The organism is Tolypothrix sp. VBCCA 56010 (assembly GCF_050875635.1).
GTDB lineage: Bacteria > Cyanobacteriota > Cyanobacteriia > Cyanobacteriales > Nostocaceae > Hassallia.
In genome coordinates this window covers 93,584-114,595 of record NZ_JBPAOH010000005.1, presented here as the reverse complement: position 1 = coordinate 114,595, position 21,012 = coordinate 93,584, and the positions used below count along the sequence as shown (strand labels likewise).

Annotated in this window: 21 protein-coding genes and 1 other RNA gene; 15 read left to right on the top strand and 7 right to left on the bottom strand. The window is 43.2% G+C overall.

Features of this window, described 5'->3' with window-relative positions; translation table 11 throughout:
* From AABK37_RS03290 to AABK37_RS03280, 3 genes are all read left to right on the top strand, one after another.
* A partial coding sequence (locus AABK37_RS03290) for an RNA-guided endonuclease InsQ/TnpB family protein (RefSeq protein WP_432550173.1) occupies positions 1-769 on the top strand: 769 nt, incomplete at its 5' end.
* A gap of 91 nt (positions 770-860) precedes the next feature.
* A complete protein-coding gene (locus AABK37_RS03285) occupies positions 861-1,403 on the top strand; it encodes a glycosyltransferase (RefSeq protein WP_432550172.1) in 543 nt (180 codons plus the stop codon).
* Entirely contained in the window at positions 1,403-1,669 is a 267-nt protein-coding gene (locus AABK37_RS03280; RefSeq protein ID WP_432550171.1) for a glycosyltransferase, read from the top strand. The genes AABK37_RS03285 and AABK37_RS03280 overlap by 1 nt, the downstream gene beginning before the upstream one ends.
* Positions 1,670-1,732: 63 nt before the next feature.
* On the opposite strand, the gene AABK37_RS03275 is transcribed toward AABK37_RS03280, so the two are convergent.
* The 6 genes from AABK37_RS03275 to AABK37_RS03250 form a co-directional block, all read right to left on the bottom strand.
* A complete protein-coding gene (locus AABK37_RS03275) occupies positions 1,733-1,936 on the bottom strand; it encodes a phycobilisome linker polypeptide (protein WP_039738781.1) in 204 nt (67 codons plus the stop codon).
* A 246-nt stretch (positions 1,937-2,182) separates the two neighbouring features.
* A complete protein-coding gene (gene apcB, locus AABK37_RS03270) occupies positions 2,183-2,668 on the bottom strand; it encodes an allophycocyanin subunit beta (protein WP_039738782.1) in 486 nt (161 codons plus the stop codon).
* Positions 2,669-2,733: 65 nt separating this feature from the next.
* Complete coding sequence (gene apcA, locus AABK37_RS03265) at positions 2,734-3,219, bottom strand: allophycocyanin subunit alpha (RefSeq protein ID WP_039738783.1); 486 nt, start codon at positions 3,217-3,219, stop codon at positions 2,734-2,736.
* 413 nt (positions 3,220-3,632) lie between these two features.
* Positions 3,633-7,025: a phycobilisome rod-core linker polypeptide gene (locus AABK37_RS03260; protein WP_432550170.1), complete on the bottom strand. Its 3,393-nt coding sequence runs from the start codon at positions 7,023-7,025 to the stop codon at positions 3,633-3,635.
* 413 nt (positions 7,026-7,438) lie between these two features.
* Positions 7,439-8,167, bottom strand: a complete 729-nt coding sequence (locus tag AABK37_RS03255) for a hypothetical protein (protein ID WP_432550169.1) — start codon at positions 8,165-8,167, stop codon at positions 7,439-7,441.
* A 336-nt stretch (positions 8,168-8,503) separates the two neighbouring features.
* The gene (locus AABK37_RS03250) at positions 8,504-8,878 is read right to left on the bottom strand and encodes a hypothetical protein (RefSeq protein ID WP_432550168.1); all 375 of its coding nucleotides are present in this window, start codon (positions 8,876-8,878) and stop codon (positions 8,504-8,506) included.
* Positions 8,879-9,702: 824 nt separating this feature from the next.
* Between AABK37_RS03250 and AABK37_RS03245 the strand changes: the two genes are divergently transcribed.
* The 11 genes from AABK37_RS03245 to ssrA all read left to right on the top strand — a co-directional run bounded on the left by AABK37_RS03245 (position 9,703) and on the right by ssrA (position 18,691).
* Complete coding sequence (locus AABK37_RS03245; protein WP_432550167.1) at positions 9,703-10,233, top strand: hypothetical protein; 531 nt, start codon at positions 9,703-9,705, stop codon at positions 10,231-10,233.
* 193 nt (positions 10,234-10,426) lie between these two features.
* On the top strand, positions 10,427-11,605 hold the full coding sequence (locus AABK37_RS03240) for a class I SAM-dependent methyltransferase (protein ID WP_432550166.1): 1,179 nt from the start codon (positions 10,427-10,429) through the stop codon (positions 11,603-11,605).
* Between the two features lie 235 nt (positions 11,606-11,840).
* Positions 11,841-12,284, top strand: a complete 444-nt coding sequence (locus tag AABK37_RS03235) for an ATP synthase subunit I (RefSeq protein WP_039738800.1) — start codon at positions 11,841-11,843, stop codon at positions 12,282-12,284.
* Between the two features lie 60 nt (positions 12,285-12,344).
* A complete protein-coding gene (atpB, locus tag AABK37_RS03230) occupies positions 12,345-13,106 on the top strand; it encodes a F0F1 ATP synthase subunit A (protein WP_200819242.1) in 762 nt (253 codons plus the stop codon).
* Between the two features lie 84 nt (positions 13,107-13,190).
* On the top strand, positions 13,191-13,436 hold the full coding sequence (gene atpE / locus AABK37_RS03225) for an ATP synthase F0 subunit C (protein ID WP_008233924.1): 246 nt from the start codon (positions 13,191-13,193) through the stop codon (positions 13,434-13,436).
* 210 nt (positions 13,437-13,646) lie between these two features.
* Positions 13,647-14,081, top strand: coding sequence for a F0F1 ATP synthase subunit B' (locus AABK37_RS03220; protein WP_432550165.1), 435 nt, complete (start codon positions 13,647-13,649; stop codon positions 14,079-14,081).
* 150 nt (positions 14,082-14,231) lie between these two features.
* Complete coding sequence (locus AABK37_RS03215; protein WP_432550164.1) at positions 14,232-14,792, top strand: F0F1 ATP synthase subunit B; 561 nt, start codon at positions 14,232-14,234, stop codon at positions 14,790-14,792.
* Between the two features lies 1 nt (position 14,793).
* On the top strand, positions 14,794-15,345 hold the full coding sequence (gene atpH / locus AABK37_RS03210; protein ID WP_432550163.1) for an ATP synthase F1 subunit delta: 552 nt from the start codon (positions 14,794-14,796) through the stop codon (positions 15,343-15,345).
* A gap of 147 nt (positions 15,346-15,492) precedes the next feature.
* The gene (gene atpA, locus AABK37_RS03205) at positions 15,493-17,013 is read left to right on the top strand and encodes a F0F1 ATP synthase subunit alpha (RefSeq protein WP_432550162.1); all 1,521 of its coding nucleotides are present in this window, start codon (positions 15,493-15,495) and stop codon (positions 17,011-17,013) included.
* A gap of 153 nt (positions 17,014-17,166) precedes the next feature.
* On the top strand, positions 17,167-18,114 hold the full coding sequence (locus tag AABK37_RS03200) for a F0F1 ATP synthase subunit gamma (RefSeq protein ID WP_432550161.1): 948 nt from the start codon (positions 17,167-17,169) through the stop codon (positions 18,112-18,114).
* 186 nt (positions 18,115-18,300) lie between these two features.
* Positions 18,301-18,691: a transfer-messenger RNA gene (gene ssrA, locus AABK37_RS03195) on the top strand.
* Positions 18,692-18,752: 61 nt separating this feature from the next.
* Here ssrA and AABK37_RS03190 read toward each other — a convergent pair.
* The gene (locus AABK37_RS03190; protein ID WP_089127168.1) at positions 18,753-19,025 is read right to left on the bottom strand and encodes a DUF1830 domain-containing protein; all 273 of its coding nucleotides are present in this window, start codon (positions 19,023-19,025) and stop codon (positions 18,753-18,755) included.
* 551 nt (positions 19,026-19,576) lie between these two features.
* On the opposite strand from AABK37_RS03190, the gene AABK37_RS03185 reads away from it, so the two are divergent.
* Positions 19,577-20,965, top strand: coding sequence for a hypothetical protein (locus AABK37_RS03185; protein ID WP_432550160.1), 1,389 nt, complete (start codon positions 19,577-19,579; stop codon positions 20,963-20,965).
* Positions 20,966-21,012 lie beyond the last annotated feature (47 nt).

The following is a 21,012-nucleotide window of genomic DNA, read 5'->3' as shown; positions in this document are numbered from 1 at the left end:
AGGTCAGAATGATTCTTTCACTATTGACGCTAGTGGTAAACCCATCCCTGTCGGCGGTGTGCGTGTCAAGCTACCTACTATAGGTTGGGTCAAAACTTATGAAAGATTGCCCCATACCACGACTACTAAGTTATCAATATCTCGGATAGCTGATGACTGGTACATTGCATTTGCATATGAACAAAAATGCCCACTAACACCGAAATCTGTAGATATTGTAGGCGTGGACTTGGGAATCAAGGAACTGGCTACACTCAGCACTGGTGTTACATTCCCTAATCCGAAAGCTTACAAGAAAAATATCCAAAAATTCAAACGATTGTCGAAAGCTCATTCCCGAAAAGAGAAAGGCAGCGCCAATCGTCATAAGTCAAAAATCAAGCTAGCGAAACACCATAACCGTGTTTCAAACATTCGCAAAGACTCACTTCATAAAGTTACCAACTACTTATGCAAAAACCACGCTGTAATAGTAGTCGAAAACTTGAATGTTAGCGGTATGATGGCTAACCATAAGCTTGCTCAATCCATTACTGATTGTGGGTTTTATGAATTCAGGCGACAACTTGAATATAAATCCAAGAAGTTTGTTGCTGTGCTAATTTTGGCGGATAGGTGGTATCCATCATCCAAGACTTGTAGTAATTGTGGCTGCAAAAAAGAAACGCTCACGTTAAAAGAACGAGTGTTTAAATGTGGTCATTGCGGTTTTGTTATTGACCGCGACTTGAACGCAGCAATCAATCTATCGCGTCTGGCTAAGGCGTGAATGCTTTCCGAGGGATAACCGCTTCCATGCTCCCTGTGAAGAAAGAAGTAAATGTCTAGACTTGTCTAGGTTTTATATAGCAGGTAAAATAGTGAGTCGAATAGTTGTAACCACGATTGGTTCTCTTGGCGATCTTCATCCGAAAATAGCGATCGCGCTCGAATTGCGGCAACGCGGTCATGATGTTGTGTTTGCAACCCACAAAGAATATCAAGCTAAAATTGAAGCTTTGGGATTTGAGTTTCACCGGATGCGTCCTGACAATACCGCGCTCAACGATCCTCAAGAAATGGCACGGGTAATGGATTTGCAAACAGGATCGGAATATATTATCCGAAAATGGATTTGTCCGAGTTTGCGCCAGATGTATTCGGACTTGATGGACAGTGCAAAAGATGCAGATTTTATCTTTGCTGGTGAAGGAGTTGTTGCAGCTCCATTAGTAGCAGAAAAATTAGAAATGCGATGGGCATCAAGTGCTATGGCACCGATTTCATTTTTCTCTGCTTACGATCCGCCAGTGTTAGCTCCATTTCCATTTTTAGCTAAACTGCGTCGGTTTGGTGCGATCCTCATCAAGGAGGTATTGGTACGACAGCTCAAGCGTTACGGGCAGGTCGTCCTACCCTCGTAATGCCCTACAGCCACGACCAACCGGACAACGCAGCACGAGTCCAACGCTTAGGAACTTCCCGCACCATTTCCCGCAAGCAGTATTCAGCTTCATCGGCTGCAAAAGAATTGCGTGAATTGTTAGATAATCCCAGCTATGCAGCAAAAGCAACACAAATCAAACGCATTATCCAATTAGAGAATGGTGTTTGTCTAGCGTGCGATCAAATTGAAAAACAGATTATACCAAACAGTAGGGGCGGGGTTTCCCCGTCCACGACTACGTAAACAAAAAAGAGGTCATCATTGACCTCTTTGCAACTCCCTACAATAATTTTTGTTATATAGGAATTACAGTAACCCAGTATTGACACCTTGCTTGCCAGTTGCTAGTTCCACCTTGACGATTTTGCCGCCCATTTTCATAATGCGCTGCTGTTCGCGAAACCAGTTGTCATAGGGAACCAGCTTGGTGAAGTAGGTATTTTGCAGTTCGCGTTGAGTGCGAATGCGAGTTTGACTGGGAACGCAAGCGGTAATTTTAAACATCCGCATCGGGTTAAATCTCCTGTATCTTTGGTGAAAACTTTTTTATGTCTAAAAAATGGGAGTGTATTTTTTACGCAAATCTTTAAATTAATCACTCCAAGGCTGGAAATCAATCATCAATACTAGACAGTTAACACTCATCACTCCAAATATTTAAATTTAAAAAGACAAGCGAAATAACTTTCTAGCACTCACGATTGATTTCCAGACCTTAATCAAGCCGCACCTAAATCATTAAGCGCTGACTAGCTCTTAGCTCAAGCCAGAGGAGATATAGTCGAAGTAAACGCCCATTTCCTTACCGGCGTCAGGACCTACCAAGCTAGCAGTTACTTCCTTCATTGCTTGGATAGATTGCACGGTTGCACCAACGGGTACACCCAAGGAATTGTAGGTTTCTTTCAAGCCATTCAACACGCGCTCATCGAGGATGGAAGGATCTCCAGCCAACATAGCGTAGGTAGAATAACGCAAGTAGTAGTCCAAATCGCGGATGCAAGCAGCATAGCGACGGGTGGTGTACATGTTACCACCGGGACGGGTGATGTCAGAGTACAACAAGGACTTTGCTACAGCTTCCTTGACGATCGCCGAAGCATTAGCGCTGATGCTGGTAGCAGCACGAACGCGCAGTTCACCAGTTGAGAAGTAGCCTTTTAGTTTCTCTAAAGCAGAGGTATCGAGGTACTTACCTTGAACGTCTGAAGAGTTAATGACAGCGGTAATTGCGTCTTGCATGTTGTTAATTCCTTATTTCCAACCGTATTGCAATTGTTTTGTTTCGAGAGAGAAACAAGTTCAACCTATTGCATTGCACCAACTAAGTAGTCGAAGTAAGCGCCAGCTTCACCAGCATCTTCACTTGACAACAAAGAGGCAGCTGCATTCTTCATTGCGGTTACGCCTGAAGCAACAGCGTCAATGGGAGTTCCCAAGGACTTGTACATTTCGCGAACACCGACAACACCGATTTCTTCGATGGGGGTTACATCACCAGAAACAACTCCGTAGGTGATCAGGCGGAGGTAGTAATCCAGGTCACGCAGGCAAGTAGCGGTCATTTCTTGACCGTAAGCGTTGCCACCGGGAGATACAACATCAGGACGCTTTTGGAACAGTTGGTCACCAGCTTGCTTAACAATCCGCTCGCGGTTGTCAGTCAAAACTTGAGCGATCCGAAGACGACGCTCACCACCTGTAACAAAGCTCTTGATCCGATCCAGTTCGCCAGGGCTAAGGTAGCGGGCTTCTGCATCAGCATTCACGATAGCTTTCGTGACGATACTCATGATTTGGATTCCTCCAGTACTAATGAAACCAGAATTTGATTAAACTGGTGCGACTTTTTGGATTGACTGAGTTTTTCTCGTTTTCTTAGACAAAACACTTGCAAAATTGTTTGTGTTGTGCTAGGAATTTCGATTTGACTTGGGTAAATAGAACTACACAAGCCGTAAAACTCAGATACCTTCCGCAAAATATTTTCGGGCATTATGTTGAGCAATTATGACTGCTCTTAACACTTTGTAATATTTATTTTCAGATTTGCAGTCGCACAGACAATCTGAAAGCTTTGTTGCGAAAGGTTGGGAGGGGAGTGGAGAGGGGGATAGGGGGGGAGGGGGGGAGAGGGGAGAAATTTCTCCTTGTCCCCCTTGTCCCCTTGTCCCCTTGTCCCCCCCTCCCCCTGTCCCCCTAAGCGCTACCTAGCACGTCCGCCGGTTATAACAGACGGTGACAAGCTAGACCAGGATTGTTTCACCAAGTCCGCAGCCGCTTGGACGCTACCGAGGTAGTTACCCGCAGGTAAAGATGGGAAGCGGTTGTAAGGTACTACGTCTTCACCAAAGTAACGAGCGTACTCTGGGCTTTCGACTATCGCTATTACAGCGGCTTTTAAACCGCCATCAGCCAGCAGCTTGTTGTAAGTGCGTATTTCCGCCTGAGTAGCTGGTGCGCGTCCCAATAGGTGACGGAATAGGAATTCAATCACTTTGGTGTTGGGATAAGGCGTATAGAAGCGTTTGCGATAGATTTCTGAACTAGCTAGATCGCGCACAAACTCGCGCACGGAGATTTCCCCATTCCGCAGTTTGCTTTCCAAGTCAGAACGGCGGAAGTAATCAGGAACCTGTCCGCTAAATACATCCAATACCTGACAGTAAATCGCGTCCATCACCTGCTGCATTTCTGCTTGACCCGTTCCTACAGTCATGCGGTAAATGCGGGATGGTTTGCGACGAGTTGTACCGACACCAACTTCCACCGACTGTCCGCGACCGTCGTTGAAGGAACGACCGAGTTCGATAAACAGCGGTTTGGTTTTGTCGATTTCGCGAGTTCTCGCCGCCAAATCTGCGATCGCCTTGCCCAAAAGCGGCATTTTCGCCACATCCATACGCGGCTCCACCGTCTCAAAGCTGGGCACAACCACATCATCGTTTTGTTTGGTGAGTTGGTTGTACAATTTCTGAGAGTTCGGGTAGTTCGCCGCCGGCAATGTTAAGAAGCGGTTGTAAGGCACTGTATCTTCACCAAAGGCTTGCAGATACTCAACACTGTTCACCATCGCCCCAATAAAAGCACGCAGCCCTTGACTTGCCAGTATCTGATTATACTTGCGAATTTCTGCCTGATCTAATGGCGCACGACCTAAGAAGTGCTTGGTTCCCAGTTCAATTACCTTGGTGTTGGGATAAGGCGCGTAGAACTCTCTTTGGTATAGACTAGAACCACCTAAACCTTCGATGAATTCCTTAACGTTAATTTCCCCGTTACCCAGTTTGCTTTCTAACGCCGTAAATTCGTTTTTCACGATGTATGGAGCAATATCGCGCTCGAAAATCTGCCGGTAAGCAGCACCAATCGCTGTTTTCACAGCAACTTTATCGTTAAGACCTGCTACCAACTTGAAGACTTTGGTTTGTTCGCGCTTCTTGCTAACACCTTGATTAATGCGGGACTGAATTTCCGGTTCTGAGCGAGTTTCGACAGCACCAAGTTCGACAAAGCGCGGCGCTTCTTCCTTGTCAACTCTGTTACCGACGTCTTCGCGAATGCTACCAACGCGCAGTTGTCGCAGCGAAACACCTTGAGGAGTCAGATAACGTTCGTAAGGAACTGTATCTTCACCAAACGCCTCACTGTACTCCGGACTGTCAATAATCGCATCTACAAGCGCGTAGAAGCCCTTCTTAGAACAGATATCGAAGTACTTATTGTTTTCTTGACGACCGTAGGTAGGACGACCCAACAAGCGACGGTGGATGTACTCGATCGCCTTACATACATAAAGCGAAGTCCAGTACATTTTCCGGAACAGATCCGACTTCGCCAAAGCACGGATAAATTCTCTTACAGAAATTTCACCGTTTTCCAGCTTAATTTCTGCTACTTTCAGCCGCTGACCTTCATAAACATCGCGACCAAAAACTTGCAGGTAAGCACCTTTAATTAATGCTTGGGTCGAGCTTTCCGAGTATTTTACACTGACACCGCTTGGTGCTTTTCTGCCTCTTGTGCCGGGTAGCTGATCTAACCTAAACACTTTCGGACCGAGCGTACCTGGGAATTCACCACGCGCTTTCGGATTGCCATTTTGGTTAGAAATACCGGGACCATTGTGAATCAAAATCCGCTTGGTATCTTTGCCAAAAGGCGCCGGACGAGTGCTGGGGTTGCGAGTTTCTTTCGGGAAAATCGCTCCAAATTGAATTTCCAGCGGATCGTTACCAGAACCGTAAACGTGTTGATCTGGTAGTGGCTGTTCGTAGTCAGCGAATGTCGTGATAAACTGAGGAACTTTGCGGAAAGGCGCACTGTAATTTAACAGGTCTTGCTGCGGTCCCCAGTTGCGACATTCTTGAGCTTCTTGACCCAGACCGCGCAAATATGGTACTGTTTCTTCCCCAAAGTAGTCAGAATATTCCTGAGAATCTACCAAAGCATCGACTAAAGCAGATAGACCGCCATTGGAAATAATCGAGAAGTAATCTTGTACTTCTTCGCGGCTACTCGGTCCACGTCCGAGGAAGTGACGGAATGCCAATTCTAAAGCGCGGCTGTTGATAAAAGGCTGATAAAACTGTTTTTGGTAAAGGGGAGATTTGCCAAGGCGTCGGACAAACTCTTTCATCGAGATTGTACCGTTCTTCACCTGAGATTCTAGGTAAGATATCGACTGACTGTAAGCACGGGTAATGTCGCGCTCAAAGATTTGCCGATAAGCCGCTTTGACTACTTCATTTTTTTCACCTGCGCTCAATCCAGTCTTCATGACAAACTTGGGTCTACGCTCTGCCGCATTAAAGTAAATTTGAGGCAGTTCTAACCCTTGTTGGTCGCTGGAGGGACGTTGGCGCAGTTTATTTGATGGAGTGGGTGCTTTGAATTCTCCTAGCAAAACATCCATGTACTGAGTCACAATATCTGCTGCCTCAGCATCCCTGCGGAAAAATGAGAGTGATGCTAGTTTTATTTCTTGCAAAGCAACAATTGTTGCTTCACCAGAACAAGCGTTCTCAATGATTTCTCGCAATCCCCGTGTATTCACGGATATGATGTTGGGATCGCCTGCGACGATCGCATAAGTTGCGTAGCGCAGAAACCACGACAAGTCCCGCAAGCTCTTAGCCATATTGCTAGGACCATAACGGGAAATGTTGATTGGTCTAAAACCTGGAGGTGTCGGACCGCTGGGCGAAGAGTTAAAAATGGAACGTAAATTTTCCAGGAATCCGCCACGAGTTTCCACGTAGGTGACGTTTCCTAATTTCATTCCTTCTTTTACATCAATTCCCCCAGCAGCAACAGTCTCTAGTTCTGGTTCTTTGAGCTTTTCTAAGAAAGCCATTGGCGAACCACCGACAAAAATTCGGTTGGCGGCTCGTGAGACAATAATCTCAGAATTGTCCGTGAGCGTCTGGGCAATTTCTAAACGCTTTGCACCAGATGCAAAATAGCTTTCGAGTTCCTTCAGTTCGCCGGTTCCCAAAAAGCGGTCTTGCTGTTCCGCTTGGGTAATTGTTGACAAAGCTAAAGTTTGATATAGTTGCGGACGCGCAACTGAGCTTCCACCACTTGCCTTAACACTCATCGGATTTCTAAAACTCCCATCATAATTATTTATGTGTTAAGTCTGGGTTCGTTTGCAGCTTGACACATCGGTGTGGTCATCCACTTCCGTGCCACTTTCAAAACTGCCAAAAAAATTTAACCCATTCAGCTTTTAGATTAGAACGTTTTGCGGCGTCTGAGCGTATTTATTAAGAAGTGTGTACAATCTGTAATCTACAAGCGTCTGATTCGGCAAGTGGATGGGAGGCGTCTGTGAGAGAAATCCTAAGTTTTGTGTCGTTAGTGCCTGACGACTGGAAGTCGCGGCTATACGAACAAAGTCCGCCTTCGCGGACTATGAAGAGTGGTGATTTTTAGGTGACGGTGACAAATATGGGTGAGAATGTCGGTAAATCTAGGTTAGACTACATTTTTTCTTTAAATATGTCACCTTTATAACTGACTTTTTATATCATTAAAATATGCTTGAATTTTATCTGCTGATAATGTGACATTATCAGGTTCACAAAAATCTGATGGATTAGTTTTTAATTTGGTTATAATTTCTTCTATAAAAATATAAAAATCAGAACCTATTATTAAATCTGAGTTACATTTACTTGCCAGCAGGCATACTGAAACATACATATTTAGGCTGAATACAGCACTCTTAAATATTTTCGAGTCATTACTGTAATTCCCAAAATAAGCTAACATTATTTCATCTGCACCAATTCCATCTTCTAATAGTATTTTTTGGCAAATTTCATATATCTTATTTTTTTCATGAAAACGAATTTCTTGAAATACGACTTTATCTCCAATAATAAATCCACCAGTTAAACGTAAAAGTTCATTTAGATATGTAGCTTTATTTTCGTCTTCGGCATTTGGCTCTATAACTTGTTGTAAAGTTCTTGTAGTTCTTAATACTGATGGTGAGGTAATTATATAGCTAGTTATACAAAAAACCAAAAAAATAAATATTGAAGTTTGTATAAATGTGGCAACCCAATCTACTTCTTCTTGACAATTTTGATAATTCTGATAATTAGATTGGCAATAAGAATTATAATTAGGGCTTTGACTTTTATACGAAACACAACCAGACAGTAAGCATATAATAGCAATAAAGGGAACTATTTTTAGATGTTTAGCCCAATATAAATGACGTTTTTTCATCTCTATGTTTCTGTTATACCTGATGAATTCGTTGAGAAGCATATATTTAAATTTCTGCTTTAAAAATATGTTTAATAAATAGAAAAATTCCAATTATATTATAATTATCTCGGATATTTACCAAACTGTTTTTCTAGTTGTTTTACTAGGTCTTGGTCAGATGTACCGAAAGTGTTTTCCAACCATTATAAACTGACTGATAAGCATCTAGGTCGTCAATTATACATTTAATAACTACTTGAACAGGAGATTTTATTATGAAACTATTTTCAATTGAGACTTTGCGTCTTTGGAAAACGCAAAATCTCAATTACCTTTAAAAATAGATTACTTAATTTAACTTTCCAAAGTAAATAACGGATACAAATTTAAAAATTTCTCTTCTGCTAAAGTACTGTACAAACTTTGAAGTACATAATATTTTTTACAATGCCGACATTCAACAAAATCCCAACTGTAATAATCAGTTTCCTCTCTTGGTTCTGAATGAACATCTATTATATTACCATCGTCATCATATTCAGGTTCTGTTATAAAATCAAAATAATTGTTTGTAGCTGTTACTTGATTTTTTGAAGAGTTAACATTAAATACAGATGAACCATCTGGAGTTAATGAAGTTAAAATACGACGCATAAAATCATGTTTGTTACACTCTGGATTTTTACATCTGTGATTCGTGACCGTAATTTGAGTTCCATCATCATGCATCTTAAAATTCATTATATATAATATCCTTTTTGAAAACTATAATTTATATTGGCACTAGCCTTTCTAAAAATAAGTGTCAAACACTCACTAACGTATTTTTATACTCGTATTTTAGTGAATCTAGACAGAAGTTTTTTTTAATTACTTCTGGCAAGGTTTAGGTTTTTTAATTTGCAAAACTTTCTGAGTCAGTACTGTACAAACATCCTTATAAATTAACCTTTTCAAGAATTTAATATCCTCAACAAATATACTGGATATTTTAAAATGTATCAAATGCTTATTCCTCGTAATAACACTTAGAAAAACTATATAACCAAGCCTAGACCTTCCCAACCAATCACCCCATAAGCCATTAGTCCCCCGTTACCGCGTCGTGTAGCGCTTTATTTTGCCGCGTGGATTTGTACAGCATTTATGATACTCGCGAAAAAATGATTGATAAATTGCCGCTTTATTGAGGCAATGCACGAGTGCGATCGCTCAAAAATAAATTTCCCGGCTGATTGCGAAATAGAAGTGAGTGAAGCTGTATATATCAACGTCCACTTATAAAAAACTTATATTTATGCGTAATAAATTTTACTTACTATTACATGCTGCTTTGTTCACTCTAGCCCTGATGTGGGCGAACACTTCTGCTGATGGCTTACCAAAACCAAACACGAATCTTGCCTTCAGGTTGACACAGAATATACCTGTTGTACAACCTTGAAATATTCAAGATGCTAATTGTGCGATCGCGTGTGTGACTGCAATCACTAACGTAATTTAGCGATCGCCTAAACTGTAACTACTTATTTTTCACATAACAGAGGAAACCGATGTTTGCTCGTAATAAATTTAACTTATTATCAACTGCTGCTTTATCCGTTTGTGCGATCGCCTTAACTGTCGCACCTGCAAACGCACTACCAGGACAAAACATTAACACTGTCCTCAACTGGGCAAAAACCAGACCTCAACTATCAGCGCTGAAGTATAACAACGAAGCACATGGTTACGAAGGTCGCAACGGTAATTTATACTTTTATGTAAATACTACTTCCGAAAACGGGACTGTAACTAAAGAAGGAATAACAGTCAGCAATGACCCCAGCATAAAATTTACCACTAATAATGCTAAGGGCATGAAACTGCTGCAAAATATTTATAATTCAGAAATTGCCAACGATTTTCGTAATTCTCGTTCTGTCGCCAAAGTCGGTAGAGACACGTTTTCTCGCGGGCAAAAATTCGCTTACATCACTGCTGAAGTTCAAAATGGGACTAATTTGCAGATAATTTCTTTGAATAATTTGCAAGGTGAAATCAAAAACGCCAAATATTGCCAAACCCATCAATGTGACCTTTGATAAACACCCCTCCCTCAGGCTAGAAGCCTGGGGCTATACGAACAAAGCCTGCCTACGCAGGCTTTTAATTTATTAGTCCGCGCAGGCGGACTTCGTTCGTGTAGCTGCACCCTTGAGGGTGTCAGGCTTCTAATTTAATCAAAAATGATCCAGCATTCGCTACACTCAAAAATGCTGCCATACTGCTCCAAAAATGTCCGATCAAACCGTTAGCGCTGCTGTCGCCAAACTCTACAATACCTACCCCTTTCCCCCAGAACCGCTGCTAGATGAACCACCACCCGGTTACAATTGGCGCTGGAATTGGTTAGCCGCTTACAACTTCTGCACCGGACAAAAACCGCAAAAGCAAGACATCCGCATTTTAGACGCTGGCTGCGGTACGGGGGTGAGTACTGAATATTTGGTACATCTCAACCCACAAGCCCAGGTTGTCGGAATTGACTTAAGTGCTGGTGCTTTAGATGTTGCAAAAGAGCGCTGCAAACGTTCTGGAGCCAATAGAGTAGAATTTCATCACCTCAGTTTGTACGACGTGGAACAACTTCCGGGTGAGTTTGATTTAATTAACTGTGTGGGAGTGCTGCACCATTTAAGCGATCCAATTCGCGGTATTCAAGCTTTGGCGAAAAAGTTAGCCCCAGGTGGGTTGATGCACATCTTCGTCTATGGCGAGTTGGGACGCTGGGAAATTCAACTTATGCAAAAGGCGATCGCACTCCTTCAAGGTGACAAACGCGGCGATTATCGCGATGGTGTCCAAGTCGGGCGACAATTATTTTCATCATTACCAGAAAATAATCGAATTGTCAAGTACGAAAAACAACGTTGGGCATTGGAAAACCAGCGGGATGAATGCTTTGCCGATATGTACGTCCATCCCCAAGAGATTGACTACAACATTGATACGCTATTTGAATTAATTGATGCTTCGGGTTTGGAGTTTATTAACTTTTCAAATCCGGGATTTTGGCAGTTGCAGCGACTTTTGAGCAAAGCACCGGAGTTAATCGAACGGGCACAAGGTTTGAGCGATCGCTCTTTATACCGACTGATAGAATTACTAGATCCAGAAGTTACCCATTACGAGTTTTTTCTCGGTCGTCCGACCATAGTAAAAGCAGACTGGTCAGTTGATGATGCTTTATTAGCAGCGATTCCCGAACTTAATCCTTGTATTGATGGGTTTCCGAGTAAGTGTATTTTTAACTACGATTATCAAATTATCAACTTGTCAGACAGCGAGTTTGAGTTTTTGCAAAAATGTGATAGAAAAGCGACGGTAGGAGAGATTTTAGGAAGTGTGGAGTTGGGGATAGAGGGAGTGCGATCGCTCCTTGAGCAGCAGGTGATATTGTTAACACCAAGGTAGGGAGACAAGGAGACAAGGGGACAAGGGGGACAAGGGGGACAAGGGGGACAACTAACCACTAACCACGCTCCTCCTAACTCCTAACTCCGCTCCTCCTAACTCCCAACTCCGCTCCTCCCAACTCCCAAACAAGAAGTTAATTGTTTTTTCCTAAAGTATTGTTACCCAACCGTGATATGATTCAGCTGACTGAATGTGCAGTCAACATAATTAGCTGTACTGGTTTCTCCTTCCCGTGAGCTTGTCAGACGAATCGATTAACCCCACGCCGACAACACGACAAGATGCTCAACCTGGTTTTGAGGATACAGAACCAGCCTCTTCTTCTATGGAAGAGTTTTATCAACTCTTTCAGAAGTTGTTGAAAATCACACTCGTGTTGACCGGGATTATTTTTATCTCAGTGTGGATTTTTTATTCCCTAAACATTGCCCTGAATTATTTGATAGGGGCGTGTGCGGGTGTGGTTTACTTAAAATTGCTGGCTAGAGACGTTGAGCGGCTAGGTAGCGAAAAAAAAAGTTTGAGCAAAGATCGTTTTGCTCTGTTTATTGGTTTGATGGTAGTTGCGACTCAATGGCGCGATTTACATGTCCTGCCAATATTCTTGGGATTTCTCACTTACAAAGCCACGCTCATCGTCTATACGGTGCAAACTGCGTTTATTCCTGATTCTTAAAAGTCAGGCTCACAAAGACAATATCTCCAATCCTCGCTTTTTGGGGAAAAATCTTGAAGAATGCACATGCTTAGTGTCTCAAACGCCTTTAATTCTTTTCCCCTCGCCGAATTGGAAGTAGGTCATCACCTCTACTGGCAATTGGGCAATCTGAAAATACACGGACAAGTTTTTCTCACCTCATGGTTTGTGATTGGCGTTCTCGTCATAGCTTCCATCGCTGCTACTACCAACGCCAAGAGAATTCCTAAAGGCATCCAAAATTTGATGGAATATGCCCTAGAATTTATTCGGGACTTGGCGAAAAACCAACTTGGTGAGAAAGACTACCGTCCTTGGGTGCCGTTTATTGGCACACTATTTTTGTTTATCTTCGTGTCGAATTGGTCGGGTGCTTTAATTCCCTGGAAGTTAATCAAACTGCCTTCGGGTGAATTGGCAGCACCGACAAATGATATCAATACGACTGTCGCATTGGCGTTGCTAACTTCTTTAGCGTATTTTTACGCCGGATTTAGCAAACGGGGTTTAGGCTACTTTAAGAAGTATATAGAGCCGACACCGATTTTATTGCCGATCGCTATTCTCGAAGACTTCACCAAGCCTCTCTCCCTAAGCTTCCGTCTATTTGGCAATATTTTGGCGGATGAATTGGTAGTAGGTGTGCTAGTTCTATTGGTTCCTCTGTTTATACCTTTGCCCGTTATGGCTTTAGGTCTATTTACCAGTGCCATTCAAGCCCTGGTATTTGCTACCTTAGCAGGAGCATACATTCACGAGGCAATAGCTGGTCACGGTGATGAAGGGCATGAGGAGCATTAAACCTTCTCAGTTGATGTAATTTTAGATTTTGTTCAAAATCTAAAACCGAAAATTGTTCATTCTGTTCTCATAAGGAAAATCAAAATGGATCCATTAGTTTCTGCTGCTTCCGTTCTCGCTGCTGCTTTAGCAATTGGTTTAGCTGCAATTGGACCTGGTATCGGTCAAGGAAATGCTGCGGGTCAAGCAGTAGAAGGTATTGCGCGTCAACCAGAAGCAGAAGGAAAAATTCGCGGTACATTGCTGTTAACCCTGGCATTCATGGAATCCCTGACCATCTACGGTCTGGTTATTGCCCTAGTGCTACTGTTTGCTAACCCATTTTCCTAAGACCTAAAAATTGTTAGTGTAGAGACGCGAACGATGTTAGCGCAAGCTGCTACACATCCAACCGTCTCTACAACTGACATCTACACGATTGGCTCTTTCGTTTCGATGATGTAAGTTGACCCTGGTTGGCTATGGGGTCTATAGAATATCAAAGGTTGGATGAATTAGCTAGCCATCAAAGAATGCTATTCCAGCCCGTAGAGGAGAGAAATGTTTGATTTCGATGCTACCTTGCCCTTGATGGCATTGCAATTTTTGCTGTTAGCAGCTTTGTTGAATGCAATTTTCTACAAGCCACTGACCAAGGTACTAGACGATCGCGATAATTATATCCGGACGAATAACCTTGAAGCTGGCGAACGCTTGGCAAAAGCCGAGCGCTTAACTAAAGAATACGAACAGCAGCTAGCCGATGCTCGCAGGCAATCGCAAGCAACTGTAGAAGCAGCTCAAGCCGAAGCGAAGAAAATTACCGCAGAGAAAATTGCCCAAGCGCAAAAAGAAGCTCAAGCTCAACGCGAACAAGCATCTGTGGAAATCGAGCAGCAAAAGCAAGAAGCTATGCAATCCTTAGAACAACAAGTTGATGCCCTCAGCAGGCAGATTCTAGAAAAACTATTAGGACCAACAAGTCTGGTTAGATAAAGTAATATCTTCCAGATTATAACATTGGTTCTGTTGAAAGTATACGCGCATCTCAACGAAAGTCTTGAAGGGCGCTTAATTAAGTGTCGTTTGGCACTTTTTCTCATCGATAAAGTTCAAATTAATCAGCAAGCGATCGCGAGCGTGTAAATGGCTAACATGGGGACTTTCATATTACTTGCCGCAGAAGCCGCTGTTCATCACTCAGAAATGGCAGAAGGCGAAGGTGGTTTCGGTCTAAACCTAGACATATTAGAAACCAATCTGATTAACTTAGCGCTTCTAATTGGCATACTATTTTACTTTGGACGTAAAGTTTTAACCAACATCCTGAACGAGCGGCGGATAAATATTGAAACCGAAATTCAAGGAGCCGAAGCGCGTTTAAAAGAGGCACAAATTGCCCTTTCCAAAGCGCAAGAACAGTTAACTCAAGCGCAAGCAGAAGCACAACGCATCCGCAAAGCAGCCGAAGAAAATGCGGCATCTGCGCGAGAAGCAACGTTACAGAAGGCAGCACAAGACGTAGAACGCTTGAAACAAACAGCCGCAGCTGATTTGAATACAGAAAGAGATCGAGCGATCGCCGAACTGCGACAAAGAGTAGCTGCCCTAGCATTGCAAAAAGTCGAATCTAATTTGCAAAGTGGCATTGCCGACGACGTTCAACAAACATTAATTGACCGCAGCATCGCGCAGGTGGGAGGCTAGGATGAAAAGCGACATAGCAACAGCCGAAATCGCCCAGCCTTACGCACAGGCATTAATGTCAGTAGCCGAGTCAAAAAACCAGACAGAAGAATTCGGCGAAGATGTACGTTCTTTGTTGAATTTATTGAAAAATTCACCAGAATTGCAAAGCTTTGTCGGCAACCCCTTTATTGAGCCTGACAAAAAAAAGGCAGTGATCAACGAAGTAGTTGGTGACACTAACTCAAACTTCCGCAATTTCTTGATGCTGTTGGTAGATAGACGGCGCATTTTGTTGCTAGAACCAATTTGCGAACAGTATATAGCGCTTCTCAGACAGAAAAATCAAACTGTCTTAGCAGAAATAACCTCAACCGTTCCCCTTTCTCAAGAGCAAGAACAAGCAATACGAGAAAAAGTCATCGCCATGACCAACGCTCGTCAAGTCGATCTAGAAACAAAAATAGACCGTGACTTGATTGGTGGTGTAATCATTAAAGTTGGCTCTCAAGTAATTGACGCCAGTTTGCGGAGTCAGTTACGCCGTCTTTCCTTACGCTTAAGTGGATCGTAATAAATTGTTGGTTGATAGTTGATAGTTGATAGTCGATAGTTGTTGGTTGTTGATTTTTCCACTAACTATTAACCACTAACTACTAACCACTAACCACTAACCACTAACCACTAACTACTTTCTCAGTTTCCCAAAAAAGATAGACACATGGCTATTAACATCAGACCTGACGAAATCAGCAGCATTATTCAGAGACAAATCGAGCAATATGACCAAGATGTCAAAGTTGCTAACGTTGGTACCGTTTTGCAAGTAGGTGACGGTATTGCCCGGATCTATGGTCTGGAAAAGGCTATGGCTGGGGAACTACTAGAATTTGAAGATGGTACAATCGGCATCGCCCAAAACCTAGAAGAAGATAACGTGGGTGCGGTGTTGATGGGTGAAGGTCGCGATATTCAAGAAGGTAGCTCCGTTACCGCCACTGGTAGAATTGCCCAAGTGCCGGTGGGTGATGCGATGATTGGACGAGTCATTGATGCTCTCGGTCGTCCGATTGATGGTAAGGGAGAAATCAAAACTACAGAAACTCGTTTGATTGAATCTCCCGCACCTGGTATTATTGCGCGTCGTTCCGTACACGAACCGATGCAAACCGGTATCACCGCGATTGATTCGATGATTCCCATCGGTCGGGGTCAGCGCGAATTAATTATCGGCGATCGCCAAACCGGAAAAACTGCGATCGCGATCGACACAATCATCAACCAAAAAGAAGAAGATGTAATTTGTGTTTACGTGGCGATCGGTCAAAAAGCTTCCACCGTTGCCAACGTGGTGCAAACATTGCAAGAAAAAGGCGCAATGGATTATACCATAGTTGTTGCCGCTAACGCCAGTGACCCAGCAACACTACAATACTTGGCTCCTTACACTGGGGCAACAATGGCTGAGTACTTCATGTACAACGGCAAAGCTACCCTAGTAATTTACGATGACTTGTCCAAGCAGGCTCAAGCTTATCGCCAAATGTCCTTGCTGCTGCGTCGTCCACCCGGACGCGAAGCGTATCCTGGAGATGTATTCTACATCCACTCCCGCTTGTTGGAAAGAGCCGCTAAACTCAGCGATGAATTGGGCAAAGGCAGCATGACCGCTTTACCAATCATCGAAACTCAAGCTGGTGACGTATCTGCCTACATTCCTACAAACGTAATTTCGATTACCGACGGTCAGATATTCCTTTCCTCGGACTTGTTTAACTCAGGTATCCGTCCGGCTGTAAACCCAGGTATTTCCGTATCCCGCGTAGGTTCTGCCGCTCAAACCAAGGCAATGAAAAAAGTTGCCGGTAAAATCAAGTTGGAATTGGCGCAGTTTGACGACTTACAAGCCTTCGCGCAATTTGCTTCTGACTTAGATAAAGCCACCCAAGACCAGTTAGCACGCGGTCAACGTTTGCGCGAACTTCTCAAGCAGTCGCAAAACGAACCCCTATCGGTATACGAGCAAGTAGCAATTCTATACGCTGGTATTAACGGCTATTTGGATGAAATTCCCGTCAATAAAGTTACTTCCTTCACCAAAGGTCTGCGGGAATACTTAAAGAGCAGCAAACCTCAATACAGCCAAGCAGTACAAACTCAGAAAGTACTCGGCGACGCTGAGGAAACTGCTTTGAAAGAAGCACTTACCGAATACAAGAAGACTTTCTTGGCAACCGTTTAGGTAATGGGTAATGGGTAATAGGTAATAGGTAATAGGTAATGGGTAATGGGTAATGGAATAAAAATTTTCCCCCTTTTCCCCTCTTGATATGCCCTGTTACCTTTTACCCAATTACCAATTTGCAATTAGCAATTAGCAATTAGCAATCAGATTATGGCTAATCTCAAAGCAATACGCGATCGCATTCAGTCGGTCAAAAATACCCAAAAAATTACAGAAGCGATGCGACTGGTAGCAGCAGCAAGAGTGCGTCGCGCTCAAGAACAAGTAATTGCTACCCGTCCCTTTGCCGATCGCTTGGCACAAGTATTATATGGCTTGCAAACTCGCTTGCGGTTTGAAGAAGCAAATTTGCCACTTCTAAGAAAACGCGATGTCAAGTCTGTCGGGTTGTTGGTAATTTCAGGCGATCGGGGTTTGTGCGGTGGTTACAACACCAACGTCATTCGTCGTGCCGAAAATCGCGCCAAGGAACTGAAAGCAGAAGGCGTAAACTACAAATTTGTATTGGTAGGACGCAAAGCCATTCAGTACTTCCAACGCCGAGATCAGCCGATTGATGGAACCTACACAGGCTTAGAGCAAATTCCTACCGCAGCCGAGGCAAATCAAATTGCCGATCAACTGCTTTCTTTGTTCCTCTCAGAAAGCGTAGACCGCGTAGAGCTAGTCTACACCAGGTTCATCTCCCTGGTAAGTTCTCGCCCAGTAGTGCAAACTTTGCTTCCTTTAGACGTTCAAGGTTTAGAAGCCGGTGACGACGAAATTTTCCGCCTGACAACTCGTGGCGGTCAATTTGAAGTGCAACGCGAGAAAGTCACTACCCCAGTTCGCGCTTTTCCCCGCGACATGCTTTTTGAACAAGATCCAGTACAGATTCTCGATTCTCTGTTGCCATTGTATCTGAGTAACCAGCTATTGCGGGCGCTGCAAGAATCAGCCGCCAGTGAACTAGCCGCACGCATGACAGCAATGAACAACGCCAGCGACAACGCCGGCGAATTGATTAAATCTCTTTCCTTGTCTTATAACAAAGCCCGACAAGCCGCAATTACCCAAGAAATTCTAGAGGTTGTTGGCGGCGCCCAGGCGTTGACTTAGTGACTAGGGACTGGGGACTGGGGATTAGGGACAAGGAGACAAGAAGACAAGGAGGACAAGGAGGACAAAAAGACAAGGAGAATAATTCTTCTTTCCCCCCATCCCCCCCCTCTCCCCATCCCCCCACTCCCCACTCCCATTTTGTTGCAAATTTCCAAATACTACACTATAATCGAAATATGACATGGGGCCGTAACGGTTTCGACGGGATGGCGAAAGCTGCTCTGTGATTCAGGTCGAGAGTGAGTCTGCTCTCGTAAATCAAAGGCTCGAAAAAAAAGTAAATGCGAACAACATCGTAAAATTTGCTCGTAAGGATGCTCTAGTAGCAGCCTAATACACCTCTTTCAGGTTCGAGCGTCTCTAGTTTGACTCCGTTAAGGGCTAGAGACCAACCCCCAACGGATGCTCTAGCAAGCGTTCTCTGGTTGGCTTGCTAGCTAAGATTAAATCAGAGCATCCTACGTTCGGGATAATGAACGATTCCCGCCTTGAGGGTCAGAAAGGCTAAACCTGTGAACGAGTGGGGGGTTAATACCCATTGCGGACGGCAGTTCAATTCTGCCCGGTTCCACTAAGATAGTTAAAAAATCCACCTGACACTAATGTGTAGGTGGATTTTGCTTTTTGGATACGATTTAGCCACTAGTAAAAGAATGTGCGAGATCATTATCAAGGTGTAAATCAGTACAGCAGATTTTATCAGCCAACGACGTACTTGTATGAATTTCTAATTCAGCTTCTGGTAAAGCTTCAAACAAAAGTATTTGTTCGGGAAAAACTACTCGCTCAAAATACCAATTGGGAATGTTGGAAATCCGAATAATTTGGATTTGAGAAGTGTGATTTGTATAACCACATAAAATTTGACGTTCCGAGTCAATATTTAGATAATCAAGAATTTGAGTCATATTTTTCCTTCTTGGGTGATAACTAATAAAGCAGAAGGATAAAGGATAAAAAACACATTGCTTTACAAGCGAACGTATATAGTGATATGTATAAACAATACGAACGTATCACTTTATCCTTCTCAATCGCACTTTTACGCACTCGCGTTCATAGTTTATCTTTTAATTGAGATTACAGCAATTTTCGTGTATCTAGACCACACTCAAGTTTCTTCATTTCTTCGTTTGCTACGAGTGCGACGGCAGTCGCTACAACCAAGGCAAAATACGCACTTGCCTGCCTCGACTTTGCGCTTCTATAAAAATAATGTGGTTCATATAAGCTGAAAATCGCACTCCAGAGCTAGATTGATTTTTTCTAGCTTTAATAAAATAGTCATAAATTTATTGTACGGTACTCCTATCGTTTAACCGTTATTTTCAGATAAAACCTGGAAACTCCGGGTAAACAACTATAGGTAGTTTAGCTAGTGTCTGCTTGCAGGTTTGTAAACTACAGAAACTTTTGAGAAATTTCATCTGTCTGATTGTGTACATTCTGACAAAAGCTAATGTCTGTTTCTTTTCAAGGCATTCCCGGAGTGCCAGATTTAACACATCCTGTTGAACTAGTTCACTTGGGAAGCCAGATACTCAAAGCTTCAGTTTTGTTAGTATTTCTGCTGATCGCTTTGGGAATAGCGATCGCACTACTAAGTTTTTCTCTGCGTCGTTCGCCAAAAGAACAATCTTTATTTATTGGCGAATTGGGGCTTCGTTATTCTGAGCTTTTGCGGGGATTCCAGCATCTAGCCTTGGTATTAGTTTTGCTGGTGGTGGGATTTTTTCTTTGCTCAACTCTTAGCAATCGCTATCATCACTGGGAACAGGCAAAAGTAGCTCAAGTTGCTCTCTTGGTCGCAGGAGATAAACTAGAACAATCAGCACCGCAAGTGCGCTACATCATAAAAGAGCCATATACCACGACAACTCAAGTTAATGGCAAAATAGTCAAAATAAATGAAACGCGAGATGTAAACCGCTTTTTAACCATAGCTGGTTCGCAAATTCAAGTAAAGCTTGACCAAACTCCAGACGTTCAAGGTCGGAGTGCAACTTATCGCGTAGATTACAGCGCTGACTACAAAGTTATCAATCAACTTGAGAATATTAATAATTTTATCTTTGAAGTACCGCCACCTAACGGCTACTCCCTACTGCAAAGCTATAAAGTAGAGCGTGTCGGTACTAGATTACAACAAACCAATGCCGGTGATTACAGCTTTGCATTTAGCTTGCAACCAAAAGAAGAAACTAGCTTTCGCGTTACCTACAAAGCGCAAGGCGGATCGCGTTGGGTTTATAGTGCCCAAGGGCAATTACTTTCTAACTTTCGCTTGATAGCGATCGCTAACTTTTCTGGAGCTAACTTTGCCAGCGGTATTATACCAAATGACATTAAAGTTGACAGAAAAAGCACTCAATTTACTTGGATATTTGATGATAACGTTTCCGTCAGAAATCCCTTTGGAGTATATACCAACACCGACCCGATTCGGAACACTGGCATCATCCCCCGTTTATTATTGCTAGCGCCGGCGTTATTTCTCTGGTGGATATTGTTGTTATATTTATCCATCCCAATGAGTTTAAAAAACGTAACCCTGGCTGGCGGGATTTTCTTTGCTTGTCTATTGAGTTTGACTTATTTAGCCCGTATAATAAACGCCGAATTTGCTTGGACGCTGATTTCTTTCATCTTACTAGGATTGACATGGGGGTTAGGAGCAAATTTGCGTGCGTCTGTTGCTGCTTTCATTTGTGCGATCGCCGGCGCAGTAATACCTGTTTTTGGTTTATTAGTATCATTTAGCGGTCTTACCCTCAGCCTTGCGGGTTTACTTTCCGCAGTCTGGTTGGCAGTTCTTCATTTGTACGGGTGGTACAAATTGCACCCCTGAATCGGTTGCTCAAGCTATGGGAGGAAATGAGCGCGGCGATCGCTACA

Coding starts and splice junctions, on each gene's coding strand:
- atpE (WP_008233924.1), top strand. CDS start 13,191: ATGGATCCATTAGTTTCTGCTGCTTCCGTTCTCGCTGCTGCTTTAGCA.
- apcA (WP_039738783.1), bottom strand. CDS start 3,219: ATGAGTATCGTCACGAAAGCTATCGTGAATGCTGATGCAGAAGCCCGC.
- atpH (WP_432550163.1), top strand. CDS start 14,794: ATGAAAAGCGACATAGCAACAGCCGAAATCGCCCAGCCTTACGCACAG.
- AABK37_RS03200 (WP_432550161.1), top strand. CDS start 17,167: ATGGCTAATCTCAAAGCAATACGCGATCGCATTCAGTCGGTCAAAAAT.
- AABK37_RS03185 (WP_432550160.1), top strand. CDS start 19,577: ATGTCTGTTTCTTTTCAAGGCATTCCCGGAGTGCCAGATTTAACACAT.
- AABK37_RS03260 (WP_432550170.1), bottom strand. CDS start 7,025: ATGAGTGTTAAGGCAAGTGGTGGAAGCTCAGTTGCGCGTCCGCAACTA.
- AABK37_RS03220 (WP_432550165.1), top strand. CDS start 13,647: ATGTTTGATTTCGATGCTACCTTGCCCTTGATGGCATTGCAATTTTTG.
- AABK37_RS03255 (WP_432550169.1), bottom strand. CDS start 8,167: ATGAAAAAACGTCATTTATATTGGGCTAAACATCTAAAAATAGTTCCC.
- atpB (WP_200819242.1), top strand. CDS start 12,345: ATGCACATGCTTAGTGTCTCAAACGCCTTTAATTCTTTTCCCCTCGCC.
- apcB (WP_039738782.1), bottom strand. CDS start 2,668: ATGCAAGACGCAATTACCGCTGTCATTAACTCTTCAGACGTTCAAGGT.
- AABK37_RS03215 (WP_432550164.1), top strand. CDS start 14,232: ATGGCTAACATGGGGACTTTCATATTACTTGCCGCAGAAGCCGCTGTT.
- AABK37_RS03240 (WP_432550166.1), top strand. CDS start 10,427: ATGTCCGATCAAACCGTTAGCGCTGCTGTCGCCAAACTCTACAATACC.
- AABK37_RS03190 (WP_089127168.1), bottom strand. CDS start 19,025: ATGACTCAAATTCTTGATTATCTAAATATTGACTCGGAACGTCAAATT.
- AABK37_RS03275 (WP_039738781.1), bottom strand. CDS start 1,936: ATGCGGATGTTTAAAATTACCGCTTGCGTTCCCAGTCAAACTCGCATT.
- atpA (WP_432550162.1), top strand. CDS start 15,493: ATGGCTATTAACATCAGACCTGACGAAATCAGCAGCATTATTCAGAGA.
- AABK37_RS03245 (WP_432550167.1), top strand. CDS start 9,703: ATGTTTGCTCGTAATAAATTTAACTTATTATCAACTGCTGCTTTATCC.
- AABK37_RS03280 (WP_432550171.1), top strand. CDS start 1,403: ATGCCCTACAGCCACGACCAACCGGACAACGCAGCACGAGTCCAACGC.
- AABK37_RS03250 (WP_432550168.1), bottom strand. CDS start 8,878: ATGCATGATGATGGAACTCAAATTACGGTCACGAATCACAGATGTAAA.